10 protein-coding genes and 1 pseudogene are annotated in these 11,103 nt (G+C 64.2%); 8 read left to right on the forward strand and 3 right to left on the reverse strand.

The window, feature by feature from the left end:
• From ftsH to I5M_RS29130, 4 genes and pseudogenes are all read left to right on the forward strand, one after another.
• Positions 1-1,718 (forward strand): ATP-dependent zinc metalloprotease FtsH (gene ftsH, locus I5M_RS03410; protein ID WP_022720117.1); only part of this gene is annotated, 1,718 nt, incomplete at its 5' end.
• An 82-nt stretch (positions 1,719-1,800) separates the two neighbouring features.
• Entirely contained in the window at positions 1,801-2,418 is a 618-nt protein-coding gene (locus I5M_RS03415; RefSeq protein WP_022720118.1) for a bifunctional 2-polyprenyl-6-hydroxyphenol methylase/3-demethylubiquinol 3-O-methyltransferase UbiG, read from the forward strand.
• Positions 2,419-2,690: 272 nt separating this feature from the next.
• Entirely contained in the window at positions 2,691-4,370 is a 1,680-nt protein-coding gene (locus I5M_RS03420) for a glycosyltransferase family 39 protein (RefSeq protein WP_022720119.1), read from the forward strand.
• Between the two features lie 177 nt (positions 4,371-4,547).
• Positions 4,548-5,714, forward strand: a pseudogene (locus I5M_RS29130) (ABC transporter substrate-binding protein).
• 45 nt (positions 5,715-5,759) lie between these two features.
• On the opposite strand, the gene I5M_RS03430 reads toward I5M_RS29130, so the two are convergent.
• The 3 genes from I5M_RS03430 to I5M_RS03440 are packed head-to-tail and all read right to left on the reverse strand — an operon-like array spanning position 5,760 to position 8,006.
• The gene (locus I5M_RS03430; protein WP_022720120.1) at positions 5,760-6,224 is read right to left on the reverse strand and encodes a hypothetical protein; all 465 of its coding nucleotides are present in this window, start codon (positions 6,222-6,224) and stop codon (positions 5,760-5,762) included.
• Positions 6,208-7,104 carry a ParA family protein gene (locus I5M_RS03435; protein WP_022720121.1) on the reverse strand — a complete coding sequence of 299 codons (897 nt, stop codon included), beginning with the start codon at positions 7,102-7,104 and terminating at the stop codon, positions 6,208-6,210. The genes I5M_RS03430 and I5M_RS03435 overlap by 17 nt, the downstream gene beginning before the upstream one ends.
• Positions 7,101-8,006 carry a hypothetical protein gene (locus I5M_RS03440; protein ID WP_244431923.1) on the reverse strand — a complete coding sequence of 302 codons (906 nt, stop codon included), beginning with the start codon at positions 8,004-8,006 and terminating at the stop codon, positions 7,101-7,103. The genes I5M_RS03435 and I5M_RS03440 overlap by 4 nt, the downstream gene beginning before the upstream one ends.
• Positions 8,007-8,042: 36 nt before the next feature.
• Between I5M_RS03440 and I5M_RS03445 the strand changes: the two genes are divergently transcribed.
• The 4 genes from I5M_RS03445 to I5M_RS03460 all read left to right on the forward strand — a co-directional run.
• Positions 8,043-8,783: an AzlC family ABC transporter permease gene (locus I5M_RS03445; RefSeq protein ID WP_022720123.1), complete on the forward strand. Its 741-nt coding sequence runs from the start codon at positions 8,043-8,045 to the stop codon at positions 8,781-8,783.
• Positions 8,780-9,100, forward strand: coding sequence for an AzlD family protein (locus tag I5M_RS03450; RefSeq protein WP_022720124.1), 321 nt, complete (start codon positions 8,780-8,782; stop codon positions 9,098-9,100). The genes I5M_RS03445 and I5M_RS03450 overlap by 4 nt, the downstream gene beginning before the upstream one ends.
• A gap of 170 nt (positions 9,101-9,270) precedes the next feature.
• The gene (locus I5M_RS03455; protein ID WP_022720125.1) at positions 9,271-9,945 is read left to right on the forward strand and encodes a TetR/AcrR family transcriptional regulator; all 675 of its coding nucleotides are present in this window, start codon (positions 9,271-9,273) and stop codon (positions 9,943-9,945) included.
• 46 nt (positions 9,946-9,991) lie between these two features.
• Positions 9,992-11,103 (forward strand): FAD-binding protein (locus tag I5M_RS03460; protein WP_022720126.1); only part of this gene is annotated, 1,112 nt, incomplete at its 3' end.

Raw genomic sequence — 11,103 nt, forward strand, 5'->3', positions numbered from 1 at the left:
CACGGCTCGACCTTCCGACCTACGCGCCGAACGATCCGACGCTGGTCACCCGGCTGTACAACGGCAAGGTGTCGATCACCGCCAAGCCGCCGGGCGACAACGTGCCGTGGTTCGTGTCGCTGCTGGTCTCCTGGCTGCCGTTCATCGCGCTGATCGGCGTGTGGATCTTCCTGTCGCGGCAGATGCAGGGCGGCGCCGGCAAGGCGATGGGCTTCGGCAAGTCGCGCGCCAAGATGCTGACCGAGGCGCACGGCCGCGTGACGTTCGAAGACGTCGCCGGCGTCGACGAGGCCAAGCAGGATCTGCAGGAGATCGTCGAATTCCTGCGAGATCCGGGCAAATTCCAGCGCCTCGGCGGCCGGATTCCGCGCGGCGTGTTGCTGGTCGGCCCGCCCGGCACCGGTAAGACGCTGATCGCGCGTGCGGTCGCCGGCGAAGCCAACGTGCCATTCTTCACCATCTCGGGTTCGGACTTCGTCGAAATGTTCGTCGGCGTCGGCGCCAGCCGTGTCCGCGACATGTTCGAGCAGGCCAAGAAGAACGCGCCGTGCATCATCTTCATCGACGAAATCGACGCGGTCGGCCGTCATCGCGGCGCCGGCCTCGGCGGGGGCAATGACGAGCGCGAGCAGACCCTCAACCAGCTGCTGGTCGAGATGGACGGCTTCGAGGCCAATGAGGGCGTGATCCTGATCGCCGCCACCAACCGGCCCGACGTGCTCGATCCGGCGCTGCTGCGTCCCGGCCGCTTCGACCGTCAGGTCGTGGTGCCGAATCCGGACGTCGTCGGCCGCGAGCAGATCCTCAAGGTGCATGTCCGCAAGGTGCCGCTGGCGCCGGATATCAACCTGAAGAACATCGCGCGCGGCACCCCGGGCTTCTCCGGCGCCGACCTAATGAACCTCGTCAACGAAGCGGCGCTGATGGCGGCGCGGCGCAACAAGCGCATGGTCACCCAGTCCGAGTTCGAAGACGCCAAGGACAAGGTGATGATGGGCGCCGAGCGCAAGTCGCTGGTGATGACGGAGGAGGAGAAGCTCCTCACCGCCTATCACGAAGGCGGCCATGCCATCGTCGGCCTGAACGTTCCGGCCACCGACCCGATCCACAAGGCCACCATCATCCCGCGCGGACGTGCGCTCGGCATGGTCATGCAGCTGCCCGAGCGCGACAAGCTGTCGATGTCGCTCGAGCAGATGACCTCGCGCCTCGCCATCATGATGGGCGGCCGTGTCGCCGAAGAGATGATCTTCGGCCGCGAGAAGGTGACCTCGGGTGCCGCGTCCGACATCGAGCAGGCCACCAAGCTGGCCCGCATGATGGTCACGCGATGGGGCCTTTCCGATCAGCTCGGCACCGTCGCCTATGGCGAGAACCAGGACGAGGTGTTCCTCGGCATGTCGGTGTCGCGCACTCAGAACGCATCGGAAGCGACGCTTCAGAAGATCGACGCCGAGATCAAGCGGCTGGTCGCGGAAGGCTACAACGAGGCCGAACGCATCCTCACCGAGAAGCGCGCCGACCTCGAAGCGCTGGCCAAGGGTCTGCTCGAATACGAAACGCTGACTGGTGACGAGATTACCGATCTGATCAACGGCAAGAAGCCGAACCGCGAGTCCGTGCTCGAGCCGTCCGGTCCGCGCACTTCTGCGGTGCCGCCGGCCGGCAAGCCGCGTCCGCGCCCCGATCCGGGTCTGGAGCCGCAGCCTCAGGCGTAAGGCCATCGGCGACGCGACGAAGAGAACTTGAGAAGCGCGGCGCTGAGCCGCGCTTCTTTCGTTTGGAGGCAGGGTGATCGGCATGAATGACGCTGTGCCGGGGTCGCAGGCTTACGCTGACAATGCCGCTGCGCTGATCGCGCGCTACGAAGGTGTTGTGCCCGCGGAGGTCCACGGCGCGATCCTGCACCTACTCCCCCCGAAGCCCACGCGCGTTCTCGATATCGGCGCCGGCTCGGGCCGCGATGCAGCCTGGCTCGCCGCAATGGGTCACCAGGTTGTCGCCGTCGAGCCGACAGCGGCCTTTCGCGAAGCCGGGCGGCGTCTCCACGTATCGCCGGCGATCACCTGGGTTGACGACAGCCTTCCGGCGCTGGCCGCGCTCGGCGTGACCGAGCTCTTCGGTCTCGTCATGGTCACAGCTGTTTGGATGCATCTCGACGCTGATGAGCGCGCCGCCGCGATGGCACGCGTGGCCGGGCTTGTCGCGCCCGCTGGCTTACTCATCATGAAAATTCGTCATGGGCCGGTACCGTACGGACGACGCATCTTCGCAGTCACTGCGGTGGAGACCGTTGCTCAGGCGGAAGCCAACGGGCTCGCCATCGAGTTGCAGATCGAAGACCAGCAGTCGCTGCAGGAAGCTAATGCGGTCGCGGGCGTCACGTGGACGACACTGGCATTTCGCGCCGCTCGCTAACGCGGGTGAGTGGCGCCGAGCCATTCGGACCTTGGCTGCAGCCGACAACCTCCGGCTGCTGGTGCAACGCCAACACGACTCCGCCGACTTTCCGGTGTCTCAGAAGAAGTTGAAGGCCCCCCCTTAAGGACCGTTCTTTTTGGTGGCTTCGCGCCGGCCACTGAAGTAGGTGCTGGTTCCGTTGGGGGAGTTCGGTGGATGCCATGGTGCGCAAGGGGCTACTCCTTGTCGCGGTCGTCGGCGTGCGCCACGCGCCTGGATCATTCTGATCGATGACGTCTTCGCTTCCCGATACCGAGCTCCGTCTGGCAACGCCGGCTTCGTCGCTTTCGGAACGTACTTGGACCGGGCACGGGCTGTCGCGGCCGGCGGAGATCGACCGCTACGACGTCGCATCCCTGGCGTTGCTTGCCACACTCGGCGTCCTGGTGCTGATCACCTTCCGCGACTACGGCATCACCAATGACGAATGGGTGCAGCAGCGCTATGGCGAGCTGATCGTCGATTACTATCGCAGCGGCTTCACCGACCGCGCGCTGTTCAGCTTCGACAACCTGTACCTGTATGGCGGTCTGTTCGACGTCACCGCGACCCTGCTGCACAAGGTCTCCTCGCTCGATCTGTTCGACCTGCGGCATCTGCTGAGCGCCGCCTGTGGCGTCGGTGGCATCTTCGCCGCGATGGCGACGGCGCGGCTGGTCGCGGGACCGCGCGCCGGCCTTCTTGCCGGGCTGTCGCTGGCGGTTTGCGGCTTCTGGTACGGCGCGATGTTTCATCACACCAAGGACGTGCCGCTCGGCGCCGCGATGGCCGGCGCGCTGTACTTCCTGATCCGTGCCGCTCGCGATTGCCCGAAGCCGCAGCTGCGCCATCTCGCCGGCTTCGGCATCCTGACCGGCTGTGCGCTGGGCATCAAGGTGCTGGCGCTGCTGCTTCTGTGCTACCTGCCGGTGGCGATTTTGCTGAACGGCCCGTCGCTTCGGCCGACGCGCGAGGCGGTCGCCTTTTGGACCAAGTCGCTGATCGGTTTCGCGCCGGCGTTGCTGATCGCCTACGCCATCATGCTGGCGGCGTGGCCCTGGGCCGCGCTGGCGCCGCTCAATCCGATCCGCGGCCTGCTGTCGTTCGGCGAGTTTCACTACGCCATCCGCACCATGCTGGCAGGCCACGTCTATGAAATGGCGACGGTGCCACGCTGGTACGTGCCGACCTATCTGACTATCAAGACGCCGCTGTTCGTTCTGCTCGGCGCCTCCCTGGCGATCGCCTCGCTGCTGCTGCGCCGAGAGCAGGTCGAAGCCACTGGCAGCAGGCGCCGCGAGATCGGCTTGGTGATGATGGCGGCCCTGTTTCCGGTGCTGTGCGAAGTCATCGCCCACGGGCCTGCTTTCACCGGCATGCGGCATTTCATGTTCGTGCTGCCGCCGCTGGCGATGCTCGCCGGCATTGGTCTGAATGGCGCCTTGCGCTGGGCGTCGCGGATCGGCGTCGCGGCGTTCGCCGCCGCCGCGATGCTGATCGTCGCCGCGCTCGGCTGGAATGCGGTGACGCTGGTCCGGCTGCACCCTTACGAGTATCTGTATTACAACCCGCTGGTCGGCGGCCTGAAGGGCGCATCGCGGCGCTACGTCACCGATTACTGGTTCACCATCATGCCCGAAGCGGTGCAGCGGCTGGAGCGCTACATCGCGCGGACCGATCCTGCCGATGCCAGCGGCCGGGTCTACACCGTGGCGCTGTGCGGCCCGCGCGACACTTTCCTGCGCCATGCACCGCATAATCTACGCTGGGCGCAGGTGTGGCAGACCGCCGACTTCTTCATCGCCCCGACGCATATGAACTGCGACCAGGATATCGACGCCAAGGTTGCGGTGACGATCGAGCGGCTCGGCGTCCCCATCGGTTACGTCAAGGATCAACGCGCCAAGACCCGCGTCGCCGCTGTACGTTAGTCTGGCCAGGGTGGTCCGTGTAGTTGCGGATTTCTTCCTTTTCCGTCTCGCTTACCGCGATGTTCATGACATCCTCCTGCCGCAAACCGGCGACGGCGGCCAACGCCGCGCCTTTACGGGAGGAACATCCAAATGGCCCAGAGGTGGACCAACGTGGCGTTGTGCGCTGCGGCAGTGATGATGCTGGCAACGGCATCGTCCGGCCATGCCGCCGAGATGCGCGGCGTCACCGCGACCGAGATCAAGCTCGGCCAGACCATGCCCTATAGCGGCCCGGTGTCCGCGTTCGGCGCGCTCGGTAAGGGCGAGGTCGGCTACTTCAAGATGCTCAACGAGCGCGGCGGCATCAATGGCCGCAAGGTCAATCTGATCTCGCTCGACGACAGCTACGCGCCGCCCAAGACGGTGGAGCAGACCAGGCGCCTGGTCGAGAGCGACGAGGTCGCCCTGATCTTCTCGTCGATCGGCACCGCCCACAACACCGCGATCGCCAAATATCTGCAGGGCAAGCACATCCCGCAGCTGTTCGTCGGCTCCGGCGCGTCGAAGTTCGCCGACGTCGCGCAATATCCGCAGGCCACCGTCGGCGTGCAGGCGCCGTTCCGCTACGAGGCGCGGCTGTATGCGCGCTACGCGCTGGCCAGAAATCCCGACGCCAAATTCGCCGTGATCTCGCAGAACGACGATTTCGGCCGCGACTACGTCGCCGGCATCAAGGACGTGCTCGGCGAGCGCTACGACGAGCGCGTCACCAATGCGACCTATGAATTCAGGATCCGACCATCGATAGCCAGATCGTCAAGCTGAAGTCGTCGGGGGCCGACGTACTGGTGATCGCCGCCACGCCGAAATTCGCCGCCCAGGCGATCCGCAAGGCGCACGAGATCGCCTGAAAGCCGATGACCTTCCTGGCCAACGTCTCGGTGTGGATCAACTCGGTGATGAAGCCCGCCGGGTTTCGAAGCCGGCACCGGCATCATCTCGACCGCCTATGTGAAGGACCCGGACGATCCGGCCTGGAAGGACGATCCCGGCGTCAAGGCGTGGCGCGAGTTCATGACCAAATACGTGCCCGATGGCGACCAGCAGGACGCCAACTACATCAACGCCTACAACAGCGCGATGGCGATGGAGGCGGTGCTGAAGGCCTGCGGCGACGACCTGTCGACCGAGAACATCCTCAAGCACGCGTTCGCCATCAATAGCCTCGAACTGCCGATGCTGCTCCCCGGCATCCGCATCAACACCAGCCCCACCGACCACGTCCCGATCGACCAGATGCAGTTCATGCGCTTCACCGGGAAGAGCTGGGAGCGCTTCGGCGAACTACAGAGCGGGAATTGACAGCTTGGCTTGTCCGGCACATCAGCGCCGGACAAGCCGCTTGATCTAAGACTTTGACTTGCCGCCACCGGCGCGGAATAAATCCATTACCTCGCTGGATAGCCGCTCGGGCTCGGCCTTCGTCTTCTTGGAAGGGGCCTTGGTAGCTTTGGCTTTCTTGGCTGGCTTCTCGGGGGGCGGAGAAGGTTCTGCAGATCCATCGGCAAGCGCCAGCAAATGCTGACGCCGCCATGCCGCCGTGCCGCCTTTGGCGTCGAGGTGATGTTTATCCAGCTTGGTGACGACTGACTTGATGTCGGCGTCCTTCAGACCTTCGACAATCAGCGGGAAATCTTCGCCGAGCGCACGATGAAGGCTTTTCAGAGTTGCGGGGTCGAGTGATTTCGCCTTCAGTGCCTTCGTCACAAGAGCTAGCGCGGCCTTGTCCACGTCGGCGCGAACTCCGCGAAACAATTCAGCGTGCTTGCCGATCCGACTAAGAACCTGAAACCCATCAACGACGATGGCCATCGAGAACCCCTTCTACTTCATTAACGAGATCAGCGAGGAGAGGCGTCACTACCGGCCCCCATTTTTGCGAGAAGCTGGGGAAACTGTCGATCTTGCTAAGCGCATCAGCCACCGCCACGGCTTCCGGAATTTCCGTGTCGAACACGCTGAAACTTGGCTTCGCCGCCGTGTGCTCATTGCGAAGCTTCAAAACGGTGTCTTCTTGAATGTTTACCTTCCGCCGCCGCGTGACAAGTACCTGAGGCGGCATCGAGGGGCGTCTGATCCTTGCCTTCAGACCTCGGTCAGACAAGGTGATGCAGAAATTCTGCAGTCCAAAGGTTGACAAGAAATCTGCAATGGTCGGGACAATGACGAGATCGGCAAGTCGAATACTCACTTCGGTGAGAACAGAAATGCCAGGTGCACAGTCAAGAACCACATAATCAAAATCTTTACGCGTTCGGTCCAGTTGCTTCTTCATGACGGCGAATAGTCCGTCAACGATCTGCTCCCAGCTCCATTTCTTGCTGGTGAGTTCATAGATGATGCGTTGTTCGAAAGAGCGCAGTTCGGGGCTGGAAGGCAGCAGCGAAATCGTCAATTGCTTGTTCAGGTGAGTGACATTGCTGATATTGTTGCGGATCGCGTCTGCAAACGACATCGTCTGTTCTCCGAGCAAGTGATTCTCAAGAAAACCTTCGATCGTCGCTCTGCGCGATATCAGGGAGGCCAGCATTGAATCGCCGGCAAGGCAAATCGATGCGTTGGCTTGGGCGTCGAGGTCGATCACCAGCACTTTTTTGCCACTGGCGGCGAGCGCTTCGCTGAGCGACACCACCGTCGCCGTTTTGCCGACGCCGCCTTTCATGTTCGCGACGGCGATAATCTTGGCACTCATGGCCGCGCTCCATCGAGTGCGGACAGCAGCTTCATGCGTTCGTCCTCGTCGAGACGCTGCTCGAGAAAGCCATCGACCTCCGCGGCCGGAGTCGTCTTGCGAACCGGATCGAGCACCGTTTCGAAAGCGTTATCGCTGTCCGGATCGTGGATGCGGATCAGTCCCACACCGTGCTGCCCGCATTGCGCTGTGATTTCCGGCAGCCGCGCTTCGGCTTTCGATCCTTCAGGCAGATGCCAGACAAGGTAACCGAAATGTGTGAAGCGGGTCTGCGCCAGCGCTTCGTAGACGGCGAGATCAGTGGCTCCGTTCTCGGCCTTCAGCTCGAAAGAATAGACGTCGAGTTGCGCGCCGGGCATGAAGCGGAAGCGCATTGCCGTGACGAGAATGAAGTCTGGCCGCGCCCATCGTGCCAACGGTGGGCCGAGGCGCGATGTGTCTTTGACCAGCCAAGTGCCATGTTTGGGGATGTCGAGCTCTCGAATGAAGCTTTGCTGGAGAAATCGCTCGAGCGGCTTCATCAGATCGGCTTCAGCGCGTCTTGACGGTGCCTCCGCCTTGTCGGGTTGGCGCTTGGCATCGCTCTTCGCAAGAAAGATCTGGCCGCCTTGCCCGCGGACGCGACCGATCACTCCCGCCGAGTAGAGAGAATCTCGCGCCGACTCATAGACCTCGTCGTCGACGGACCGTCCGAGCTCTCGAGCGATCATCACGCGGAGCACGCGGTTCAAAACCGGTGTCCCGTCTTTTGGCAACAAAGAGGTGATCAACTCGGAAACTGAGCCGACAGATGAATGACGCATGCTGAAATATCCGCCCAGGCAAACGTAACGCGGAGTTGCCGTACATGTAAATATTCCGCATTGCACCTTTTGCGCGTGAGGCTTGACCTCGCGGCGCATAGGCCGCACGCAAGGGCAGGCGAGTCGGAACCGTTCATGACCACGCACATCACCAAGGCGCAGGCCTATTGGGGGCCGGATGCGATCTGGCCCGGCATCGTGGCGATCGGGCCGATGCTGCCGGGGACGCTCGCGTTCGGCATGGCGTTCGGCGCTCTCTGTGCGCAGAGGGGCTTCACGCTGGCTGAGGTCGAAGTGATGATGGCCACCGTCTATGGCGGGCTGTCGCAATTCGTCGCTGTGCAGTCGTGGCCGCCGGAACTGACGGCGTCGTCGATCGCCGCGCTGGCGCTGGTGACGCTCACCGTCAATATCCGCTTCTTCCTGATGACCGCCTCGATGCGGCCGTGGTTCGGCACGCTGCCGCCCTGGCAGTCCTACACGTCGCTGCTGCTGATCACCGACGGCGGCTGGCTGGCGGCGATGCGCTATCGCGAGCACGGCGGCGCCAACGCGGCGTTCTATCTCGGCGGCGCGCTGGTGCTGTATTTCGTCTGGCTGTTCTCCTCGGTGCCGGGCTATCTGCTGGCCGAGCAGCTGTCCGATCCGCGTACCTTCGGCGTCGATGTCGCGATGCCGGCGTTCTACGCGGCGATGCTGGTGCCGGCCTGGAAGGGCGCGCGCCGCGCCATCCCCTGGGTGATCTCCGGCATCGTCGCGCTGATGGTGCAACGGCTGGTGCCAGGCTGGTGGTTCATCATCGCCGGCGCGATCTCGGGCGCAGCCTGTGCCGGGATGATGGACGAGCCGGCGCCCACGCATGGGCACGCGGCATGAGCGAGTCCCTGCTGCGCCCCGATGTGATGATCGCCTTTGCGGTGATGACGGCAGTCACCGTCGCCTCGCGGCTCGGCGGCTATTGGCTGATGCGCTATGTCGATATTACCCCGCGGGTACGGCGGATGCTCGACGCGCTACCTGGTTCGATCATCGTGGCCGCAGCGCTGCCGGTCGCCGTCAATGGCGGTATCATCGTCATGGTCGCTTTGGCGGCGGCAATGACGGTAACGATCATTCGTCGTAACGACTTTATCGCGGTCGTCACCGCCATGGCGGTCGCGGCGCTGGCCCGCGCCGCGGGGCTGGGCGGCTAAGCGATAAGCACATTCATTTCATAACTGTAAGCCCTTGCCACGCGGTCTGAAGGGGTGTTCACTTTTACCAACTGATTTGGCGGGCGCCGGTTTCTCGAACGAGATGCCGCGGCGAAACGCGCATATGCGTACTTAATTCGAACCGCTGAATCCCGGGACAGAGGATCGCCATGGTCTATCGGCGGACACATCAAGTGGTGAAGCGGTTGGCGGCGCGGCGCAGCGCGATCCTGCAGGCCGCTCGCGAAACCGCAGCTGATGGCGGCATGGCGGCGGTGCAGATCGCCCCGGTGGCCGCACGCGCCAAGGTTGCGGCCGGCACGGTGTATCGTTATTTTCCCTCCAAGGCCGACCTGATCTCCGAGCTGATTGTCGACGTCTCGCGGGATGAACTGGCCGCGATCCGGCGCGCCGCCGATGCCGCGCCAGGCCCATCTTCGGCGCTCGCCGCCGCGGTCACCACCGTCGCCGTGCACGTGCTGTCGCATCGCAAGCTGGCCTGGGGCATCCTGGCCGAGCCGGTCGATGTCGATGTCTCGGCGTCGCGGCTGGCCAGCCGACGCGAAATCGCCGGCGAGATCGAACTGCGGATCGGCGCGGCCGTGCGCGCCGGACATCTGCCGGCGCAGGACACGGCGATCGCCGCGACCGCGCTGCTCGGCGCCGTGCACGAATCGTTGGTCGGGCCTCTGGCGCCGGACAATCTCGACGACCCCGCCAAGCTGCGGGATGCGGTGCAGACGGTAACGTTGCTGGCGCTGCGGGCGGTCGGTGTGATGGATGCCCGCGCCCGCGGGTTGGTGGTACAGGCGGCGGTGCCGTCGCGTAATCTGGTCGGCGCCTGACCTCTCGTTCAAGCGAGGCGCGTCCGGCCCTCGCAGGAGTAATCGCATGACCATCCTGATGCCCGAGCCGGACCAGGCCGTGCTGGCGCGACGCGACGAGATCATCGCGGCGCTCCGCAAGATCGTGCCGGGCGAGGGCACCATCTCCAGCGCCGCCGAGATGAAGCCCTACGAGTCCGACGGGCTGATGGCCTATCGCCAGCCGCCGATGGTGGTGGTGCTGCCGAGCACGACCCAGCAGGTCTCCGAGGTGCTGCGCTATTGCCATCAGCACGGCATCAAGGTGGTGCCGCGCGGTTCGGGCACGTCGTTGTCCGGCGGCGCGCTGCCGCTGGCGGACGCCGTGCTGCTCGGGCTCGGCAAGTTCAAGCGCATCCGCGAGATCGACTACGACAACCGCGCCGTCGTGGTCGAGCCGGGCGTCACCAATCTGGCGATCAGCCAGGCGGTCGATCACATGGGCTTCTACTACGCGCCCGATCCGTCGTCGCAGATCGCCTGCTCGATCGGCGGCAACATTGCGGAGAATTCCGGCGGCGTGCATTGCCTGAAATACGGCATGACCACCAACAACGTGCTCGGCTGCGAGATCGTCCTGATGGACGGCGAGGTGCTGCGCATCGGCGGCAAATGTGCCGAGAACGCCGGCTACGATCTGATGGGCGTGATCACAGGCTCGGAGGGTCTGCTCGGCGTCATCACCGAAGTCACCGTCCGCATTCTGCGCAAGCCCGAGACCGCGCGCGCCCTGATGGTCGGCTTCACCGACGTCGAGGCCGCCGGCCAATGCGTCGCCGACATCATCTCGGCCGGCATAATTCCGGGCGGCATGGAGATGATGGACAAGCCGGCGATCCACGCCGCCGAGGCCTTCGTCCATGCCGGCTATCCGCTCGATGTCGAGGCGCTGCTGATTATCGAGCTCGATGGTCCGCAGATCGAGGTCGACGAACTGATCGCGCGCGTCGAGACGATTGCGCTCGGCTGCGGCTCGACCACCTGTCAGATTTCGACTTCGGAGCAGGAGCGCTTGCTGTTCTGGAGCGGCCGCAAGGCGGCGTTTCCCGCCGTGGGGCGCATCTCGCCGGACTATCTGTGCATGGACGGCACCATCCCGCGCGCGGCGCTGCCGTTGGTGCTGCGGCGCATGACCGAGAT

The organism is Rhodopseudomonas sp. B29 (genome assembly GCF_000333455.1).
Taxonomy (GTDB): domain Bacteria; phylum Pseudomonadota; class Alphaproteobacteria; order Rhizobiales; family Xanthobacteraceae; genus Rhodopseudomonas.

Bases quoted from the DNA above. Each gene is read 5' to 3' on its own strand.
- I5M_RS03415 (WP_022720118.1), top strand. From the start codon at position 1,801: ATGAATGACGCTGTGCCGGGGTCGCAGGCTTACGCTGACAATGCCGCT.
- I5M_RS03420 (WP_022720119.1), top strand. From the start codon at position 2,691: ATGACGTCTTCGCTTCCCGATACCGAGCTCCGTCTGGCAACGCCGGCT.
- I5M_RS03430 (WP_022720120.1), bottom strand. From the start codon at position 6,224: ATGGCCATCGTCGTTGATGGGTTTCAGGTTCTTAGTCGGATCGGCAAG.
- I5M_RS03435 (WP_022720121.1), bottom strand. From the start codon at position 7,104: ATGAGTGCCAAGATTATCGCCGTCGCGAACATGAAAGGCGGCGTCGGC.
- I5M_RS03440 (WP_244431923.1), bottom strand. From the start codon at position 8,006: ATGCGCCGCGAGGTCAAGCCTCACGCGCAAAAGGTGCAATGCGGAATA.
- I5M_RS03445 (WP_022720123.1), top strand. From the start codon at position 8,043: ATGACCACGCACATCACCAAGGCGCAGGCCTATTGGGGGCCGGATGCG.
- I5M_RS03450 (WP_022720124.1), top strand. From the start codon at position 8,780: ATGAGCGAGTCCCTGCTGCGCCCCGATGTGATGATCGCCTTTGCGGTG.
- I5M_RS03455 (WP_022720125.1), top strand. From the start codon at position 9,271: ATGGTCTATCGGCGGACACATCAAGTGGTGAAGCGGTTGGCGGCGCGG.